This is a genomic window from Streptomyces sp. NPDC050625 (genome assembly GCF_040654755.1).
Lineage (GTDB): Bacteria > Actinomycetota > Actinomycetes > Streptomycetales > Streptomycetaceae > Streptomyces.
In genome coordinates, this window is record NZ_JBFAIQ010000003.1 from 100,500 (window position 1) to 117,768 (window position 17,269).

A 17,269-nucleotide genomic window follows, 5' to 3' on the forward strand; every position below is an offset into this window, starting at 1 on the left:
GTGTCCGGGGGGCCGGACTACTCCCCGGGGAGTATCAGGAGGGCGTACGCGCCGCCGCGAGGAGCCGGGTGACGTCGTCCGCGCAGATGGTCAGGGCGCCGCCGATGGTGGCGAGGACGTCGCGCTCGGCGGGCGTGTAGGGGCCGTCGGCGAGGGCGATGCGGGCGGCCTGGAGGAGGACCGACTCACGGCCGGCGGGGGCGAGGTGCGGGGCCAGCGGGTCGAGGGACTCGTGCAGCTCTATGGCCAGGCCGGCCCCGCACGGCTGGTCGTAGAGCCGCCCGGTGTCGGCGGCGAGGGCCTCGACGAGCGCGCTGAGCTGGTCCTCGGTGCAGTCCTCGAAGCCGGCGGCGCGGACCGTGCTCGCGGCGGCCTCCAGGGACGTACGGGCGCAGCTGCCGCCCGTGGCGAGGACGGCCAGGGCGACGGTGTGCACGGCGTCGCGCAGCATCGCGGAGAAGCGGGAGGTGGTCGGATGGTCGAGGACGTCGGTGCCGAAGTGGCGGCGGCAGGACGCGCACTCGACGACCGGTCCGGTCGCCCCGCGCGGCAGCACCGGCACGCCGAGGAGGGTGAAGCGGCGCCGGCCGGTGAGCCGCTGGTAGTTGCGGTCCCCTCCGCAGCCGGGACAGAAGAACTCGCCGTCGCCCACGGGTGTCCACGCGGTGCGGGTACCCACAATGCGCGCAGGCCTGGTGGCACGGTCGTCTCGTCCCCGTACTGGCAGCACGTCGCACCTCCGTAACGCCGCGGCAACATCGCCGCGCTGGCGTGATGTTAGCCACATTGTCGAGGTGGAGTCATTACCTAGTACGAGACCTGTCCGTGACCTCCTCTTGCCCATGGCCGAGAAACGACGCTGCCCCGACCGCCGTGCACAGCGGTCGGGGCAGCGAAATGCCCGGTCAGAGGGGGTCAGCGGGTCGCGCGGTTCACGGCGGACACGACCGCCTTGAGCGACGCACGCGTCGTGTTCGCGTCGATGCCGATACCCCACAGAACCTTGTCGCCGATCGCGCACTCGATGTACGAGGCGGCCTGCGCGGAGGCGCCCTCGCTCATCGTGTGCTCCTGGTAGTCCAGCAGGCGTACGTCGATGCCGATGGACTGCAGGGCGTCGAAGAAGGCCGAGATCGGACCGTTGCCGGTACCGGTCAGGACGGTGTCCTCGCCGTCGACCGTCGCCTCGACGGTGAGGCTGTCCACGCCGTCGGTGTCCGTCGTCGACTGGCCGGTGCGGACCTGGATGCGGCCCCAGGGGTTGTCCGGGTTCGGCAGGTACTCGTCCTGGAAGACCGACCAGATGTCGGCGGCCGTGACCTCGCCGCCCTCGGCGTCCGTCTTCGCCTGGATGAGCTTGGAGAACTCGATCTGCATCCGGCGCGGCAGGTCCAGCTTGTGGTCGTTCTTCAGGACGTACGCGACACCGCCCTTGCCGGACTGCGAGTTGACCCGGATGACGGCCTCGTAGGAGCGGCCGACGTCCTTCGGGTCGATCGGCAGGTACGGGACCGCCCACTCGATGTCGTCGACGGTGACGCCCTTGGCCTCGGCGTCGGCCTCCATGGCGTCGAAGCCCTTCTTGATGGCGTCCTGGTGGGAGCCGGAGAAGGACGTGTAGACCAGGTCGCCCACGTACGGGTGGCGCGGGTGGACCTCCATCTGGTTGCAGTACTCCCACGTACGACGGATCTCGTCGATGTCGGAGAAGTCGATCTGCGGGTCGACGCCCTGCGAGAACAGGTTCATGCCCAGGGTGACCAGGTCGACGTTGCCGGTGCGCTCGCCCTGCCCGAACAGGCAGCCCTCGACGCGGTCGGCGCCGGCCATCAGGGCCAGCTCGGCGGCGGCGACGGCCGTACCGCGGTCGTTGTGCGGGTGGATCGACAGGCAGACGTGCTCGCGGCGGGACAGGTTGCGGCCCATCCACTCGAAGCGGTCGGCGTGGGTGGAGGGGGTGGAGCGCTCGACCGTGGCGGGCAGGTTCAGGATGATCTCGCGACCCGGACCGGGCTGCCAGACGTCCATGACCGCCTCGCAGACCTCCAGGGCGAAGTCCAGCTCGGTGTCGGTGAAGATCTCCGGGCTGTACTGGTAGCCGAACTCGGTCTCGGGGCCCAGCAGCTTCTCGGCGTACTCCATCACCAGGCGGGTGCCGTCGACGGCGATCTGCTTGATGTCGTCCTTGGAGCCGCGGAAGACGACCCGGCGGAAGACCGGGGCGGTGGCGTTGTAGAGGTGGACGGTGGCGCGCTTGGCGCCCTTCAGGGACTCCACCGTCCGCTCGATCAGGTCCTCGCGGGCCTGGGTCAGTACGGAGATCGTGACGTCGTCCGGGATCGCGCCCTCTTCCTCGATGATCGAGCGCACGAAGTCGAAGTCCGTCTGGCCGGAGGCCGGGAAGCCGACCTCGATCTCCTTGTAGCCCATCTTGACCAGCTGGTCGAACATCCGGCGCTTGCGCTCGGGCGACATGGGGTCGATCAGGGCCTGGTTGCCGTCGCGCAGGTCGGTGGAGAGCCAGCGGGGGGCGGCGGTGATCCGCGTCTCGGGCCAGGTACGGTCCGGGATGTCGACCTGCTCGTACCGGCCGTACTTGTGGATCGGCATGGAACTGGGCTGCTGGCGGTTCGCCATGATTGCGTGGGCTCCTCGAGAAGTCCGGTGTGTCCGGTGTCCGGAAGGACGGCCGACGACGCAACGCCAAGCTCCGCGGGGAGGGAGTCGGCCTTTTGACTACAGGCCCTCGCCGCGGCAGCTAAGGAGAAGCAGCCCGAAACGCATGATGCTCCGCAGCCTAGCCGAGCCGGGCCGGGTGCGCGGGCCTGTTTCAGTATGCGGGACCCGAGAAGTAAATGGGACAAAAAGTGCGCCATACCACTCGGTGACGGCCAGCGGGGGTCTTGTCCCCGTATTTCACCAATCATGGTTGCGGGTAGTGACAGCGGCATAACACAGTGCGAAGGTGCCGGACATGACCACCCACGGGGGCTTCGAGCCCGTTTTCTGCACGATCGTCCCGCCGCACGTCCTCGACAGGCTCGCCCAGACCGAGGACCCCGCGCTCGCCCGTCCCGCCCGCCGCACCCTGGAGCGCGACGCCCTTGAGCGGACCCGCCGGCGCCTGACCACCGTCATCGGCGCCCCGGCCGTCGCCGCGCCCACCACCGCCGAGGCCGAGAAGCCGCACCGCACCATCTACGACCTCCGGCACGGCACCGACCTGCCCGGCACGAAGGTCCGCGCGGAGGGCGACGCCCCGGGCAAGGACGCCACCGTCAACCGCGCCTACGCCGGGCTCGGCGCCACCTTCGAGCTGTACCTGAAGGCCTACGGGCGCGACTCGATCGACGGCAGCGGTCTGCCGCTGGACGCGAGCGTCCACTACGACAAGGACTACAACAACGCCTTCTGGAACGGCGAGCAGATGGTGTTCGGCGACGGGGACGGCGAGATCTTCCTCGACTTCACCATCCCGATCGACGTCATCGGCCACGAACTCACCCACGGCGTCACCCAGTACACGGCCAACCTCACCTACTTCGGCCAGCCCGGCGCGCTCAACGAGTCGCTCTCCGATGTCTTCGGCTCGCTGATCAAGCAGTACTCGCTGGGCCAGACCGCCGCGGAGGCCGACTGGCTGATCGGCGCGGGCCTGCTCGCCCCGCGCGTCACCGGCACCGCGCTGCGCTCGATGAAGGCCCCGGGCACGGCGTACGACGACGACGTCCTCGGCAAGGACCCGCAGCCCGCGACGATGGACGACTTCGTGCGCACCGGCCGCGACAACGGCGGCGTCCACATCAACTCCGGCATCCCCAACCACGCGTTCTACCTGCTCGCCACGGCCCTCGGCGGCAACGCCTGGGAGCGGGCCGGACAGATCTGGTACGACACGCTGACCGGCGGCCGGTTGAAGAAGGACGCGCTGTTCGCGGACTTCGCCACGCTGACCGTCGCGGCGGCGAAGGCACGCTACGGCGCGGGCGACGAGACGGACGCAGTCAGCAAGGCCTGGGAGCAGGTCGGGGTGCGCACCCTCTAGATCCGTACTAGACAGGGACCCATGCGTATTCAGGTGAGTCGCACGGGCGGATTCGCGGGCATCGAGCGGCATGCCGAGGTGGACACCTCGGGGCGGCCCGACGCACCCGAGTGGGAGGCCCTGGCCGGGCAGGCGCTCGCCGCCGGCCGGGGCACACCGCCCCTCGGGGTGCCGGACGGCTTCAGCTACGAGATCACGGTCGACGGCAGGACCGTGTACGCGGCGGATCCCCACCTGACACAGGACCAGCGCAGGCTGATCACATGGGTGCTGAAGGAAGGGGCGTGACCCGCCGGGATCTCTGACTGCGCGTTCACGCCTGGGCGTTGACTTCCGTTACCAGCGGTAAGGATGATCGCGCCCATGGCGACGAACCCGATACCTCAGTTCCCGGCCGGTTTTCTGTGGGGCGTGTCGACCTCGGCCCATCAGATCGAGGGGGCGGTGGACGAGCGCGAGCCGTCCGTGTGGGACGCGTTCACGGCAGAGCCGGGACGGGTGAAGGACGGCTCGACGGCGGCGGTGGCCTGCGACCACTACCACCGCTACCGCGAGGACGTGGCGCTCCTGGCCGGCCTGGGCGTGGACGCGTACCGCTTCTCCATCTCCTGGCCCAGGGTGAACTCCCCGAACGGCCTGGACTTCTACGACCGCCTGGTGGACGAGCTGTGCGCGGCGGGCGTACGCCCCGTCCCGACCCTCTTCCACTGGGACCTGCCGGTTCGGTACGACTGGCTGGACCGGGACACCGCGGCGCGCTTCGCCGAGTACGTCTCGGTGGTCGCCGCCCGGCTCGGCGACCGTGTCACCAAGTGGATCACCCTCAACGAACCGGCGGAACACACCCTGCTGGGCCACGCCATCGGCGCCCACGCCCCCGGCAAGCGGCTCGTCTTCGACGCGCTCCCCGTCGCCCACCACCAGCTCCTGGCCCACGGCCTCGCGGTACGGGCGCTGCGCGCGGCCGGGGCCACGGACATCGGCATCGCCAACTCGCACGGGCCGACCTGGCCCGCCTCGCGGGAGCCGGCCGACCTGGAGGCGGCGGGCTTCTACGACCTGCTGCTCAACCGACTGTTCGCCGAGCCGATCGTCCTCGGCGAATACCCCGACGGGATGGGCGAGTTGATGCCGGGCGACGTCCACTCGGACCTGAAGGCGATAGCCGAGCCGCTCGACTTCTACGGCATCAACTACTACGCCCCGACGAAGGTGGGCGCCCCGCAGGGCACCGACACCGAGTTCGGCGGCCTGACGATCCCCTCCGAACTCCCCTTCACCGTCCGGGAGATCGAGGGCCGCCCGGTGACGGACTTCGGCTGGCCGGTCGTCCCCGAGGGCCTCACCGAGCTGCTCACCACCTTCCACGACCGCTACGGCGACCGGCTCCCTCCCGTCGTCATCACCGAGAACGGCTGCTCGTACGAGGGCATCGACGACCAGGACCGGATCGCCTACCTGGACGGCCATGTGCGGGCGCTGCACCGGGCGGTGGAGGCCGGGGTGAACGTGCGCGGCTACTTCGTCTGGTCGCTGCTCGACAACTTCGAGTGGGCCGAGGGCTACGCCCGCCGGTTCGGTCTCGTGCACGTCGACTACGAGACGCAGCGACGGACCCCGAAGGCCTCGTACCGCTGGTTCCAGGAGGTGCTGCGGGCGCAGAGACAGGGGGCGGGGGGATGACGACGACCCGTCCGCCGGCCGCGCTGTCCGAGCCGGTCGAGCGGGTCGGCCGGGGCTGGACGGCGGCACTCTCGCTGGCCAACGGGGCGATATGGGTGGGCTGGTTCGGGCCGCTGCAGATCCTGCTCGCCTCCCAGGCGGGGGACTTCGCGCCCGGCTCCGGCATGTCCAAGGAGACGATGCTGGCGTGGGTCACGGGCGCGGGCGCGGTCGTGTCCATGATCGCCAACCCGGTCTTCGGCGCGCTGTCCGACCGGACCACGTCCCGATGGGGCCGCCGTACGCCGTGGATCGTGGCCGGCGCGGCCGGCGGTGCGCTGTCGTTGCTGCTGCTCGCGGGCGCGGGCGGGGTGTGGACGATGGCGCTGGGCTGGTGCCTGGTCCAGCTGACGCTCAACGCGGCCTTCGCGGCGGTCACGGCGGCGGTGCCGGACCGGGTGCCCAGGCTGCAACGGGGCGCGGTGGGCGGCTGGTTGGGGGCGGCACAGATCCTCGGCGTGGTCGGCGGGACGGGCCTGGCGACGGCGGCGGGCGGGATCGGGGCCGGGTATGCGGCGTGCGCGGTGTTCACGCTGGCGGGCGTGCTGCCGTACGTCCTGCGCTACGAGGACCTGCGGCTGGCGGACGCGGAGCGGCCGCCCTGGGACTGGCGGGGCTTCCTCGCGGGCTTCTGGCTGAGTCCGCGCCGCCACCCCGACCTCGGCTGGGCCTGGCTGACCCGCTTCCTGATCAACCTCAGCAACTCCCTGGTCCTCCTCTACCTCCTGTACTACCTGCGCGACCGTCTCCTCCGCCCCGACCCCGACGAGGGCGTGCTGATCCTGACGGCGGTGAACGGCCTGACCCTGCTGGGCACGGTCGTGGTCGGCGGGGTCTGGTCGGACCGGGTGGGCCGGCGCAAGCCGTTCGTGCTCTGGTCGGGCGCGCTGATGGCGGTGGCGACGGCACTGCTGTCGGGGTGGCAGACCTGGCCGGGCGCGATCGTGGCGGCGGCGGTCCTGGGCATCGGCTTCGGCGTGTTCACCTCGGTCGACTTCGCGCTGATGACGGACGTCCTGCCGAAGGCACTGGACCGGGGCAAGGACCTGGGCGTCATCAACGTGGCCAACGCCCTCCCCCAGGTGGCGGCCCCCGCCCTCGCCGCACCGATCGTGACCTACCTGGGCGGCTACCGGGTGCTGTACCTGGTGGCAGCGGTGATCGGCCTGGCGGGGGCGGGGCTGGTGAGCCGGATACGGGGGGTCGACTGAGAGTCCCTCACAACCCGCGCGGCCCCCGGTGCGCGTGCCCTCGTCCACCAGGCTGGCCAGGGGCGGTTCCCGGAGGAAGGAGAAGCCGAAGTCGTCCGGGTCGAGCGGGTGCGGCAGGAGGAAGAAACGTGCCTCGGGGGTCCGGGACCAGCCACCGGCGGTGAAGGGTCGCGGGTCGCGGTCGAGTGCCTCCGCCGCTGTCCGCCCGGCCGCCGCGCCGGACTCCGAGGGCGGCGCCTCCGGGAAGCGCGTACGGAGCTGGGTCGCCGTCTTGACCGGCCCCAGCCCGCGGACGCGGACGCCGAACCGGTGCTCGATGTCCAGCCGGGTCCTGGGCAGCCGGGCCAACGGGTGTCCCAGCTCCCGCAGCCGCTCCGCGTACGCGTCCGACGCCGGCTGGACGCGTCCCGCGCCCAGCAGCGCCGGCTCACCGAGCAGACAGGCCCGTACCCACCAGCAAGGCGCCCCGGACCCGGCACCGGTCGCCTTGCGGCACAGCCGGTCCGCCGTCGGCCTGCCGGACTAGAACCCCAGCCGCCGCAGCTGCTTCGGGTCGCGCTGCCAGTCCTTGGCTACCTTGACGTGGAGGTCGAGGAAGACCGGTGTGCCCAGCAGGGCCTCGATGTGCTTGCGGGACTTCATGCCGACCTCCTTCAGGCGCTTGCCCTTCGGGCCGATGATGATGCCCTTCTGGCTGGGGCGCTCGATGTAGAGGTTGGCGTGGATGTCGAGGAGGGGGCGGTCCGCGGGGCGGTCCTCGCGCGGGAGCATCTCCTCCACGACCACCGCGATGGAGTGCGGCAGCTCGTCACGGACGCCCTCCAGGGCGGCCTCGCGGATCAGTTCCGCGATCATGACCTGCTCGGGCTCGTCCGTGAGGTCGCCCTCGGGGTAGAGCGCCGGGCCCTCCGGCAGCAGCGGGACGAGCAGGTCGGCCAGCAGGCCCACCTGCTTGTCGCCGACCGCCGACACCGGGACGATCTCCGCCCACTCGAAGCCCAGCTCCTTGCCGAGCTGGTCGATCGCGATCAGCTGCTCGGCGAGGGTCTTGGAGTCCACCAGGTCGGTCTTGGTGACGATGGCGACCTTGGGGGTCTTGCGGATCCCGGCCAGCTCCTTGGCGATGAAGCGGTCACCGGGGCCGATCTTCTCGTTCGCCGGCAGGCAGAAGCCGATCACGTCGACCTCGGCCCACGTGGTGCGGACCACGTCGTTGAGGCGCTCGCCGAGCAGTGTGCGCGGCTTGTGCAGTCCGGGGGTGTCCACCAGGATCAGCTGGGCGTCGGGCCGGTGCACGATGCCGCGTACCGTGTGCCGCGTCGTCTGCGGCTGGTTCGCGGTGATCGCCACCTTCTTCCCGACCAGAGCGTTCGTGAGGGTGGACTTGCCCGCGTTGGGGCGGCCCACGAAGCAGGCGAAGCCGGCGCGGTGGACGGCCTCGGCCGACTGCTCGGATGACTGGGTGCGAACGCTCATGGCGCCCATTCTCCCTGATCCACAAGGCCGCGCCGCACGGTGTGTGCTGAGTGAGCTTCCGGAAACCCCCTCGCAACGAAACGTCACGGAAACACACCCGTACGCAACCGGAAACGCGTACCCAGGAATCTCTGACGAGCCTTTGCCCCGTTGGAGACGACGTTGGAGACGACGTGACCTTCGCCGCCGCGCACGCAGACACGGGCGACACCGCCTGGCTGCTCGCCGCCACCGCCCTGGTCCTGCTGATGACCCCGGGCCTGGCCCTCTTCTACGGCGGCATGGTCCGCACGAAGAGCGTCCTCAACATGCTGATGATGAGCTTCGTGTCGATCGCCCTGGTCACGGTGGTGTGGCTGGCGGCCGGCTACTCCCTCGCCTTCGGCGACGACATCGGCGGCGGACTCATCGGCGGGCTCGACCACACCGGTATGAGCGGTCTCGGCCCGGACAGCGTCCAGGGCAGGGTCCCCACCCTTCTCTTCGCCACCTTCCAGCTCGCCTTCGCGATCGTCACGGCGGCGCTGATCAGCGGTGCGATCGCCGACCGGGCGAACTTCAGCGCGTGGCTGGTCTTCGTACCCGTCTGGGCGCTACTGGTATACGTTCCCGTCACCCACTGGGTCTGGGGGCCCGGCGGCTGGATCCTGCACCACCTCGGTGCCCTCGACTTCGCGGGCGGCCTGCCCGTCGAGATCACCTCCGGCGCCTCGGGACTCGCGCTGTGCCTGGTGCTGGGCCCGCGGCTGGGGTTCAAGAAGGACGCCATGCGGCCGCACAACCTGCCCATGGTCGTCCTCGGCGCCGGTCTGCTCTGGTTCGGCTGGTTCGGCTTCAACGCGGGCTCTGTCCTGGCGGCCAACGGGCTTGCGGCCGCCGTCTTCCTCAACACCCTCGCCGCCGGCTGCACCGGCCTGCTCGGCTGGCTCTTCGTCGAGCACCGGCGCGACGGCCACCCGACCACGCTCGGCGCGGCCTCCGGTGCCGTGGCCGGTCTGGTCGCCATCACCCCGTCCTGCGGCTCGGTCTCCCTGCTCGGCGCCCTGGTCGTCGGCCTCGCCGCCGGTGGCGTCTGCTCCTACGCGGTGAGCTGGAAGTTCAGGCTGAACTACGACGACTCCCTCGACGTCGTCGGCGTCCACCTGGTCGGCGGCATCATCGGCACCCTGCTGATCGGCGTCTTCGCCGAGAGGGCGATGACCGGCGGCACGGAGGGCCTTCTCTACGGCGGCGGGCTCGCGCAGCTGGGCAAGCAGCTGGTGGCCGTGGTGGTCGTGGCCGCCTACGCGTTCGGCGTGACGTACGGCCTCGGCAAGGCCCTCGACAAGGTCATGGGATTCCGTGCGGGCGAGGAGCAGGAGCACACCGGCCTGGACCTTACGGTGCACGCCGAGACGGCCTACGATCACGGGGTCCTGGGCCATGGAGCCCCGGTCGCCCACTCCGTCGTCCCCACCGCCCAGAAGGTCACCCCCCAGGCATGAAGCTCATCACCGCGATCGTCAAGCCGTACCGGCTCGACGAGGTCAAGACCGCCCTCCAGGAGCTCGGCGTGCACGGCCTGACCGTGACCGAGGCGAGCGGGTACGGCCGCCAGCGCGGCCACACCGAGGTGTACCGGGGCGCCGAGTACCGCGTCGACCTGGTGCCCAAGGTCCGCATCGAGGTCGTCGTCGAGGACACCGCCGCGGAGGACGTCATCGACGCGATCGTCAAGGCCGCGCAGACGGGGAAGATCGGGGACGGGAAGGTGTGGGCCGTGCCGGTCGAGACGGTCGTACGGGTTCGGACGGGCGAGCGCGGCCCCGACGCGCTCTGACGAACAGCGCCCCGCCGACCGCCCCCGCGGCGAAGGCCAGCGCCACCACCAGCCACGGCAGCGCGAAGAACGACGCGCTCGCCGACTCCCGGGTGCCCGTGGCGCTCGCGGTGAGCGTGATGTCCCCCCAGTCGAGCTGGGGCGCGTCCCGCCACGGCTCGGTGAGCCGGACCCGCTGCCCCGGCAGCAGCTCGGCGGGTATCCGGGTCAGGTCGCGCGCCAGGAGCGTACGGCCGAACAGTCCCCGGGCGCGCAGTTCCACCTTGGGGTCGAGGGTGACGTTGCCGGTGTTGTGCAGCGTGTAGGAGATCGTGGCCGTGCTGTCGCCGAGGCCGGGGACGAGCGGCTGGTGGTGGGTGACGTGCATGTTCTCGACGGAGATCGCGGGGACCGTGGGCCCGCTCACCCGCAGGTAGACCCGGGCGCCGACGGCCCGTTGCACCCCGAGCGCGAGTGAGCCGGAGCCTTGGTCGACCCTCTCGTCGAGCGCCACGATCGCGCCCGGGTGGTCGCCCGGTTCGGCGGCCTGTGGGACGTGCAGGGTGAAGGGCACGGTGACCGTCTTGTGGCCCGGCACGGTGACCCGGGACCGCGCGGGCTTCGCCCAGGCGCCGACGCCCCGCATCCGCTCCTTGACCGTCCGCACGGCGAAGCCTCCGTCGCGGGCGGTGTTGTAGGCGTCGGCCGCGTAGAGGCGGAAGGTGAGCGGCTTGCCGGTCTTGTTGGCGACGGCCACCTTGTCGGTGATCGTCTGTCCGGGGTCGGCGGAGAGATAGAAGTAAGGCCGGGCTGCGACCTGGGAGGCGACGGGGTAGACGGACCAGCTGCCGTTGTCGGCGGCATGAGCGGGCCCGGCCGTCAGCCCGCAGAACAGACCGATGAGGCTCAGGAGGAGGACATACGGCTTGCGCATGGGTGCGGACCCCCCACGGGCGGAGTCGGGACGGCGGTCGGGCGGGTGCGGCCCGGTGCGGTCGGGCGCCCGGCCGCCGAGAGCGGGCGGATCAGGTGAGGGTGAGGGTCAGGACGCCGGAGTACGCGCCCGGAGGCGTGAACGCCGGTACGTCCAGGGAGAGTCCGGCATCCACGGTGAACTCACCGCCGGTGACCGTGCCGTCGGGGGTCGACGCCAGCGTCGCTCCCGAAGCGCCCACCGCGCCCGCGGAACCGGCCTTGCAGGTGCTCGGGCTGCCCGCCTTGGTCGCGCAGGCGGGGGTCCAGCTCAGCTTCCCGGCATCGATCCTGGCGCCGGGACCGGTGAAGTCGGTGACCTTGCCGGTCAGGGACCAGCCCGCGGGCCCGCCGCGGAAGTCCTTGACGGTCACCGTCCGCAGGGCGCCCGTGGAGGCGCCGCCCTTGCCGAAGTCGACAGCCGAGAGCGCGACGGCGTCCCCGGCCTGGGACATGGACAGGGTTCCCGCCTTGACGGTGGTGGTCAGTTTCTGGCTGCCGTCGGGGACGGGCGTGGTGTCGTTCACGACGTAGGCGGCGGGACCGGCGCCCTTGTCGGCGTTCCAGGAGGCGCCCTCGTACGCCACGATCCCGGTCGTCGTCCTGTCGTTGACGGTGATCGGGGCGCTGAAGGAGCCCTGGGCGTTGGCGGTCGCGGTCGCCGTGTCCGCGGTCTGGGTGTCCCCGGACCGTCCGGCGAGGGTGACGGTGGCGCCCGGCGTGAAGTCGCTGCCGCTGACGGTGACACCGGCGCCCGGGTTGCCGGATGCCGAACTCAGCGAGATCGCCCGGGTGTTGGTGGGCGTTCCGGAGGTCGCCGTGACGGTCTCCGACACCGGGGCGGGCGGTGTGATGACCGTGCAGGGGGTGTCCAGCTCCAGGATGTAGCTGGTGTGGATGTTGTAGTCGCCGGGCGAGAGGGTGATCGCGCCGGGCGTGGTGACGGTGAACGTCCCGGTCATGGAGAACGACGGGAAGGCGCCCTTCCCCGGTACCGGGGTGTTCTTCTTGGGCCCGGCGACCGTGACCGAACCGGTCTGCGCACCGCCGAGGGTGACCTTGCCGGTCGGGGTCATGATGTCGGCCGGCAGGGCGATGTCGGTGGGGTTGCTGGCGGCGGGCGTGACGACCGTGTAGGTCACGGTGACGGTGTCGCCCACCTTGGGACTGGTGTTGTCCACCGAGACGCTTGCGGTGGTGGTGCCGTCGATCGGCGGGATGCCCGCGACCGCGGGCGGGATGCAGTGCGTGGCGAAGTCCACGTTCGTGCCCGCGGCACCGGCCGGGCAGGCCAGCGCTCCGCCCGCGGTGACCGCGAGCGCGGTCGCCCCGAACAGCGACGCCCAGCGCCACCGTCGGGATCTTCGGACTGTCGAACCCATGGGATGCCCCCTCCTGAGGGTTGCGGGCGCAGCGGCTCGGCTGCGCCGACAGGGGGCCATTGATGTGCAGGTCACGTGAGAAGTCAATGGAGATGCCGCAGAAAACTGACGGTTCATCAGTTTCTGCGGCATCCGGAACGAACCGCTCAGTCGAATCAGTCGAAGACGAACGGACCCGGCGACTGGTTCGCCGTCGCCGTGCAGGTGATCGTGATACCGAAGATGGTCATCTGCAGCGAGCCGCCGTGCGCCTCCAGGCTGTCACCGGAGGCCACGGTGCCGCTGAGCGGGCCGACGCTGACCGGGTCCCCGGCGGCCATGGCCGGGTTCTTCTTCCCGCTGAAGACGGTGGTGCCGCCGCTCGCCTTCACCAGGGTGAGCTTGGACGTGATCGAGTCGGCCGACACGGCGAGTGGTGCGGTGACCGCGCTGGACGTGAGGGTGATGGTGGCCGAGGTGCCGTTCTGGGTGGCGGTGAGCGTGGCCGCACCGCCGCCGAAGACACCGCAGTCCGCGGTGATGGTCGCCGACTGGGGGGTGACGGCGACCGCCGTGGGTGCGAACGCGAGGCCGGTGACCGCGAGGGCCCCGACCGTCAGTGCCGCACCAGTTGCCGAGCGCTTGCCTCTCATGGGGAATCCGGCTCCCTTCCCGTTGGTGGGAATGCCATGTGGGGATGGACGGGATGCCTGTCTCAGGTGGGTGCGGGCACACTGAAAGGCTCGGACCTGACGGTCCGTCGGAACTTGCGTTCTCATTGATGCGCAGGAGGCAGGGAACGACAAGGTTGAATTCCGGCCGACCTGTCGTTCGGTAACGCTTCAAACACCCTCAGCCCGCGGAGACGGTCACCCGAACGACCCCGTCCGCCCCGGCGACGTGCACCGGCGTCCCGGCCCCACCCAGGTCCCGCACGGCCGCCAGATCCTCCGCCGACGCGCTGTCGGCCGAGGTGACCACGGCCGCCGCCTCAAGAGACGTCGCCCCCGACGCCACCGCCATCGCCACCGCGGTCCGCAGCGCACTGAGCTTCAGCGAGTCGAGAGCGACGGTCCCGGCGACATACGTACGCCCCGTCTCGTCCCGTACGGCAGCGCCCTCGGGCACGTCGTTGCGGGCCCGCGCGGAACGGGCCAGGGTCACGATCTTGCGGTCCTCGGGGTCAAGCGCGTTGCTGTCGGTCATGCTCCGAGCATACGGAGCACGACCCCGCTCACCCCGCCACGGGGTACTGCAGCGCGGCCGCGGTGCCTCAGGGGCGGTCCAGGCGGAGGCGGTCGGCGCGTGGCAGTCCGGACACGACCAGGTCGTACGAATCCTCGATGAGCTCCCGGACCAGGCGGTCCGGGAGTTCGCCGTCGACGGTGACCGTGTTCCAGTGCCGCTTGTTCATGTGATAGCCCGGGGCGATCAGGCCCTCGTGCTCACCGCGCAGCCGGACCGCGTCCTCCGGGTCGCACTTGAGGTTGACCGTGAGGGGCCGCTCGTCCAGCGAGCTCAGCGCGAACATCTTGCCCAGGACCTTGAAGACCGAGACCCCCGGGCTGAACGGGAAGTCCTCCACCACCGCGTTGAACGACAGACAGAAGGCGCGCAGTTCCTCGGGTGTCACTCGGACTCCTCGTCCCGCTCGGCCGGCTGCCCCACCGGCTCCACCAGCACGGTCACGATCTTGTTCCGGCGGCCCGCGGCGGCCTCCGCCGTCAGCCCCAGCTTCCGCCCGTCGGGCAGCTCGACCTCGGCCGAGGCACCGGCGATCGGCACCCGGCCCAGCGCCTTGGCCAGCAGTCCGCCGACGGTCTCCACGTCCTCGTCGTCGTACTCCTCCAGGCCGTACAGCTCACCGAGGTCCGTGATGTCGAGGCGGGCGGTGACCCGGTAGCGGTCGTCGCCCAGTTCCTCCACGGGCGGGAGTTCACGGTCGTACTCGTCGGTGATCTCGCCGACGATCTCTTCGAGGATGTCCTCGATGGTGACGATGCCCGCGGTCCCGCCGTACTCGTCGATGACGACGGCGACGTGGTTGCGTTCCTTCTGCATCTCGCGCAGCAGGTCGCCGGCGTTCTTGGTGTCGGGCACGAAGAACGCGGGCCGCATGGCCGTGGACACCAGGTCGTTCTCGGCGTCCCGGCTGATGTGCGTCTTGCGGACCAGGTCCTTCAGATACACGATCCCGACGATGTCGTCCTCGCTCTCCCCGGTGACCGGGATGCGCGAGAAGCCCGAGCGCAGGGCGAGGGTGAGGGCCTGGCGGATGGTCTTGTAGCGCTCGATGACGACCAGGTCGGTCCGGGGGACCATGACCTCCCGCACGAGCGTGTCGCCGAGTTCGAAGACGGAGTGCACCATGCGGCGCTCCTCGTCCTCGATCAGGGACTCCTGCTCGGCGAGGTCGACCAGCGCGCGCAGCTCCGCCTCGGAGGCGAACGGGCCGCGGCGGAAGCCCTTGCCGGGGGTCAGGGCGTTGCCGATGAGGATCAGGAGCGAGGGGATCGGGCCCATGATCCGGGCCAGCGGCAGCAGTACGTACGCGGCCGCCGTCGCCGTGTTCAGCGGGTGCTGGCGGCCGATGGTGCGCGGGGAGACGCCGACGGCGACGTACGACACGAGGACCATGACGCCGATCGCGGCGAGCAGCGCCTGCCAGGTGACGTCGATCTCCTGGAGGCAGGCGTAGGTCACCAGGGCCGCGGCCGCCATCTCGCAGGTGACGCGGACCAGCAGCGCCACATTGAGATAGCGGGTCGGGTCGGCGGCGACCTGGGCGAGCCGGGCGCTGCCGCGCCGCCCGGACTTCACCGCTTCCTCCGCGCGGAAGCTGGAGACCCGTGCGATGCCGGCCTCGGCGCAGGCGGCGAGCCAGGCGACGACGACGAGGGCGATCGCGCCGATGACGATCTGCGGACTCATCTCGGCCGCTTACGAGACCGTCGGTGCCGGGGACGGGCCGGTCAGGCCCTTCTCCTGGCGCCAGCCGTCCACGATGGCGGCCTGCAGGCCGAACATCTCGGCCTTCTCGTCGGGCTCCTCGTGGTCGTAGCCGAGCAGGTGCAGCACTCCATGGACGGTGAGCAGTTGGAGCTCCTCGTCCATGGAGTGCTGCGTGGGCGCCTCGGTCCCCTGCTTGGCGGCGACCTCGGGGCAGAGCACGATGTCGCCGAGGAGTCCCTGCGGGGGCTCCTCCTCGTCCTTGGCCGGCGGCCGCAGCTCGTCCATCGGGAAGGACATGACATCGGTCGGGCCGGGCAGGTCCATCCACTGGATGTGGAGCTGTTCCATGGCATCGGCGTCCACGACGATCACCGAGAGCTCGGAGAGCGGGTGGATGCGCATCCGCGCGAGCGCGTAGCGGGCGATGTCGAGGATCGCCTGCTCGTCGACCTCGGTTCCGGACTCGTTGTTGACGTCGATCGACATGGTGGTGCCGTGTCTCTACTTCCCCTTGTGCCCGGACCTGCCCCGGCCGCCCTTGTGGGTGCCGTTCTCGGTGCCGTGCTTGCTGTCGTACAACTCGTACGCGTCGACGATACGGCCCACCAGCTTGTGCCGTACGACATCGTGGGAGGACAGCCGGGAGAAGTGGACGTCGTCCAGGCCCTCCAGGATCTCCTGCACCTGCCGCAGACCGCTCTTGGTGCCGTTCGGCAGGTCGACCTGCGTCACGTCACCGGTGATCACGATCTTCGAGTCGAAGCCGAGACGGGTGAGGAACATCTTCATCTGCTCGGGGCTCGTGTTCTGGGCCTCGTCCAGGATGATGAAGGCGTCGTTGAGCGTGCGTCCGCGCATATAGGCGAGCGGCGCGACCTCGATCGTCCCGGCCGCCATCAGGCGGGGGATGGAGTCCGGGTCGAGCATGTCGTGCAGCGCGTCGTACAGCGGGCGCAGATAGGGGTCGATCTTCTCGTAGAGCGTGCCGGGCAGGAAGCCGAGGCGCTCGCCGGCCTCGACCGCGGGGCGGGTCAGGATGATGCGGTTGACCTGCTTGGACTGCAGGGCCTGCACCGCCTTGGCCATGGCGAGGTAGGTCTTGCCGGTACCGGCGGGGCCGATGCCGAAGACGATCGTGTGCTTGTCGATCGCGTCGACGTAGCGCTTCTGGTTGAGCGTCTTGGGGCGGATCGTGCGGCCGCGCGAGGACAGGATGTTCTGTGTCAGCACCTGGGCCGGGGTCTCCTCCGGGCCCTCCCCGTTCTCGCTCGCCCGCAGCATCGCGATCGAGCGTTCCACTGCGTCCTCCGTCATCGGCTGCCCCGTGCGGAGCACCAGCATCATCTCGTCGAACAGGCGCTGGATGAGGGCGACTTCACCGGGGTCGCCGACCGCGCTGATCTCATTTCCCCGGACATGGATGTCGGCCCCCGGGAAGGCCTTCTCGATCACGCGCAGGAGGGAGTCGCCGGAACCCAGCACGGTGACCATCGGGTGCTGGGCAGGGACCGTGAACTGTGCTCTCGCCTGTCCCTGCGCGGGGGTGTGAGCTGTGGGTGTCTGAGTCATGGGCCGGCGCTGTAGGCCTGCGGTTCCTCCTCTTCACGGCCGCGTAGCTGAGGGCGGCCTCGCGATTCCAAGGGTACGACGGGGCACTGACAACGCCGTAGGGCTTTTCGGCACCCGGCTGTGCAGCCGTGAGCCCTGTATGCGCTCCCGGGCGTGCGGGCAG

Annotated in this window: 17 protein-coding genes; 6 read left to right on the forward strand and 11 right to left on the reverse strand. The window is 70.5% G+C overall.

Translation table 11 applies throughout. From position 1 onward, the window contains the following. Positions 1–34 precede the first annotated feature (34 nt). Together AB0I54_RS07985 and leuA are read right to left on the reverse strand one after the other, a co-directional pair. On the reverse strand, positions 35–730 hold the full coding sequence (locus tag AB0I54_RS07985) for a TerB family tellurite resistance protein (RefSeq protein WP_363295070.1): 696 nt from the start codon (positions 728–730) through the stop codon (positions 35–37). Positions 731–915: 185 nt separating this feature from the next. Continuing rightward, positions 916–2,637, reverse strand: coding sequence for a 2-isopropylmalate synthase (gene leuA, locus AB0I54_RS07990; protein ID WP_363295071.1), 1,722 nt, complete (start codon positions 2,635–2,637; stop codon positions 916–918). A 337-nt stretch (positions 2,638–2,974) separates the two neighbouring features. On the opposite strand from leuA, the gene AB0I54_RS07995 reads away from it, so the two are divergent. From AB0I54_RS07995 to AB0I54_RS08010, 4 genes are all read left to right on the forward strand, one after another. After that, positions 2,975–4,045, forward strand: coding sequence for a M4 family metallopeptidase (locus AB0I54_RS07995; RefSeq protein WP_363295072.1), 1,071 nt, complete (start codon positions 2,975–2,977; stop codon positions 4,043–4,045). Positions 4,046–4,066: 21 nt separating this feature from the next. Next, positions 4,067–4,333 (forward strand): protealysin inhibitor emfourin, encoded by a 267-nt coding sequence (locus tag AB0I54_RS08000; RefSeq protein WP_263208554.1) that lies wholly within the window; start codon positions 4,067–4,069, stop codon positions 4,331–4,333. A gap of 63 nt (positions 4,334–4,396) precedes the next feature. Next, positions 4,397–5,728, forward strand: a complete 1,332-nt coding sequence (locus AB0I54_RS08005) for a GH1 family beta-glucosidase (protein ID WP_363295073.1) — start codon at positions 4,397–4,399, stop codon at positions 5,726–5,728. After that, entirely contained in the window at positions 5,725–6,978 is a 1,254-nt protein-coding gene (locus AB0I54_RS08010) for an MFS transporter (protein ID WP_363295074.1), read from the forward strand. The genes AB0I54_RS08005 and AB0I54_RS08010 overlap by 4 nt, the downstream gene beginning before the upstream one ends. A gap of 522 nt (positions 6,979–7,500) precedes the next feature. Here AB0I54_RS08010 and era read toward each other — a convergent pair. Beyond that, on the reverse strand, positions 7,501–8,463 hold the full coding sequence (era, locus tag AB0I54_RS08015; protein ID WP_363295075.1) for a GTPase Era: 963 nt from the start codon (positions 8,461–8,463) through the stop codon (positions 7,501–7,503). Positions 8,464–8,627: 164 nt separating this feature from the next. On the opposite strand from era, the gene AB0I54_RS08020 reads away from it, so the two are divergent. Together AB0I54_RS08020 and AB0I54_RS08025 are read left to right on the forward strand one after the other, a co-directional pair. Then, positions 8,628–9,938 (forward strand): ammonium transporter, encoded by a 1,311-nt coding sequence (locus AB0I54_RS08020; RefSeq protein WP_363295076.1) that lies wholly within the window; start codon positions 8,628–8,630, stop codon positions 9,936–9,938. Next, a complete protein-coding gene (locus AB0I54_RS08025; protein ID WP_363295077.1) occupies positions 9,935–10,273 on the forward strand; it encodes a P-II family nitrogen regulator in 339 nt (112 codons plus the stop codon). The genes AB0I54_RS08020 and AB0I54_RS08025 overlap by 4 nt, the downstream gene beginning before the upstream one ends. Here the strand turns inward: AB0I54_RS08025 and AB0I54_RS08030 are convergent. The 8 genes from AB0I54_RS08030 to AB0I54_RS08065 all read right to left on the reverse strand — a co-directional run bounded on the left by AB0I54_RS08030 (position 10,167) and on the right by AB0I54_RS08065 (position 17,106). After that, positions 10,167–11,186, reverse strand: coding sequence for a DUF916 domain-containing protein (locus tag AB0I54_RS08030; RefSeq protein WP_363295078.1), 1,020 nt, complete (start codon positions 11,184–11,186; stop codon positions 10,167–10,169). The genes AB0I54_RS08025 and AB0I54_RS08030 overlap by 107 nt on opposite strands. A 91-nt stretch (positions 11,187–11,277) precedes the next feature. Further along, a complete protein-coding gene (locus tag AB0I54_RS08035; protein ID WP_363295079.1) occupies positions 11,278–12,606 on the reverse strand; it encodes a beta-xylosidase in 1,329 nt (442 codons plus the stop codon). A 155-nt stretch (positions 12,607–12,761) separates the two neighbouring features. Further along, positions 12,762–13,238, reverse strand: a complete 477-nt coding sequence (locus AB0I54_RS08040; protein WP_363295080.1) for a hypothetical protein — start codon at positions 13,236–13,238, stop codon at positions 12,762–12,764. A 199-nt stretch (positions 13,239–13,437) separates the two neighbouring features. Then, complete coding sequence (locus AB0I54_RS08045) at positions 13,438–13,791, reverse strand: cytidine deaminase (protein WP_363295081.1); 354 nt, start codon at positions 13,789–13,791, stop codon at positions 13,438–13,440. A 67-nt stretch (positions 13,792–13,858) separates the two neighbouring features. Further along, positions 13,859–14,218 (reverse strand): MmcQ/YjbR family DNA-binding protein, encoded by a 360-nt coding sequence (locus AB0I54_RS08050; RefSeq protein ID WP_363295082.1) that lies wholly within the window; start codon positions 14,216–14,218, stop codon positions 13,859–13,861. Beyond that, positions 14,215–15,516: a hemolysin family protein gene (locus AB0I54_RS08055; protein ID WP_363295083.1), complete on the reverse strand. Its 1,302-nt coding sequence runs from the start codon at positions 15,514–15,516 to the stop codon at positions 14,215–14,217. The genes AB0I54_RS08050 and AB0I54_RS08055 overlap by 4 nt, the downstream gene beginning before the upstream one ends. A gap of 9 nt (positions 15,517–15,525) precedes the next feature. Next, the gene (gene ybeY / locus AB0I54_RS08060; protein ID WP_363295084.1) at positions 15,526–16,023 is read right to left on the reverse strand and encodes an rRNA maturation RNase YbeY; all 498 of its coding nucleotides are present in this window, start codon (positions 16,021–16,023) and stop codon (positions 15,526–15,528) included. Between the two features lie 15 nt (positions 16,024–16,038). Next, positions 16,039–17,106, reverse strand: a complete 1,068-nt coding sequence (locus tag AB0I54_RS08065) for a PhoH family protein (protein ID WP_363295085.1) — start codon at positions 17,104–17,106, stop codon at positions 16,039–16,041. Positions 17,107–17,269 lie beyond the last annotated feature (163 nt).

Bases quoted from the DNA above. Each gene is read 5' to 3' on its own strand.
- leuA (WP_363295071.1), bottom strand. From the start codon at position 2,637: ATGGCGAACCGCCAGCAGCCCAGTTCCATGCCGATCCACAAGTACGGC.
- AB0I54_RS07995 (WP_363295072.1), top strand. From the start codon at position 2,975: ATGACCACCCACGGGGGCTTCGAGCCCGTTTTCTGCACGATCGTCCCG.
- AB0I54_RS08000 (WP_263208554.1), top strand. From the start codon at position 4,067: ATGCGTATTCAGGTGAGTCGCACGGGCGGATTCGCGGGCATCGAGCGG.
- AB0I54_RS08005 (WP_363295073.1), top strand. From the start codon at position 4,397: ATGATCGCGCCCATGGCGACGAACCCGATACCTCAGTTCCCGGCCGGT.
- AB0I54_RS08010 (WP_363295074.1), top strand. From the start codon at position 5,725: ATGACGACGACCCGTCCGCCGGCCGCGCTGTCCGAGCCGGTCGAGCGG.
- era (WP_363295075.1), bottom strand. From the start codon at position 8,463: ATGGGCGCCATGAGCGTTCGCACCCAGTCATCCGAGCAGTCGGCCGAG.
- AB0I54_RS08025 (WP_363295077.1), top strand. From the start codon at position 9,935: ATGAAGCTCATCACCGCGATCGTCAAGCCGTACCGGCTCGACGAGGTC.
- AB0I54_RS08030 (WP_363295078.1), bottom strand. From the start codon at position 11,186: ATGCGCAAGCCGTATGTCCTCCTCCTGAGCCTCATCGGTCTGTTCTGC.
- AB0I54_RS08035 (WP_363295079.1), bottom strand. From the start codon at position 12,606: ATGGGTTCGACAGTCCGAAGATCCCGACGGTGGCGCTGGGCGTCGCTG.
- AB0I54_RS08040 (WP_363295080.1), bottom strand. From the start codon at position 13,238: ATGAGAGGCAAGCGCTCGGCAACTGGTGCGGCACTGACGGTCGGGGCC.
- AB0I54_RS08045 (WP_363295081.1), bottom strand. From the start codon at position 13,791: ATGACCGACAGCAACGCGCTTGACCCCGAGGACCGCAAGATCGTGACC.
- AB0I54_RS08055 (WP_363295083.1), bottom strand. From the start codon at position 15,516: ATGAGTCCGCAGATCGTCATCGGCGCGATCGCCCTCGTCGTCGTCGCC.
- ybeY (WP_363295084.1), bottom strand. From the start codon at position 16,023: ATGTCGATCGACGTCAACAACGAGTCCGGAACCGAGGTCGACGAGCAG.
- AB0I54_RS08065 (WP_363295085.1), bottom strand. From the start codon at position 17,106: ATGACTCAGACACCCACAGCTCACACCCCCGCGCAGGGACAGGCGAGA.